We start from the raw sequence: 255 nt of genomic DNA on the forward strand, positions 1-255 counted from the left end.
TTGGTAGATGGTGGTCTAGTCTTGCAGCTACAACAGTCATGTCGTCATTAATTTCATTCCCAGTCTCCCTAATGACACGCTCCATTAATATATCAGCAACTTCCTGTGGATCATCCGTTTCTAACTCTTTAATTATTCTTTCCATCCATACATCATTGTTCTCTACTGTTTTTGGCGCTTCATATATGCCATCACTCATCATAATTAATAAGTCACCTGATTTAAGCTGTTCTGTTACCACATCTACATCCATAT

The 255-nt window shown here is 37.6% G+C and carries 1 protein-coding gene; it reads right to left on the minus strand.

Features of this window, described 5'->3' with window-relative positions; translation table 11 throughout:
* A partial coding sequence (locus AOA60_RS23720; RefSeq protein WP_158235058.1) for a SpoIIE family protein phosphatase occupies positions 1-255 on the minus strand: 255 nt, incomplete at both ends.

Origin of the sequence: Pseudomonas sp. 2822-17, from assembly GCF_002742485.1 — a bacterium.
Taxonomy (GTDB): Bacteria; Pseudomonadota; Gammaproteobacteria; order Pseudomonadales; family Pseudomonadaceae; genus Aquipseudomonas; species Aquipseudomonas cyclaminis.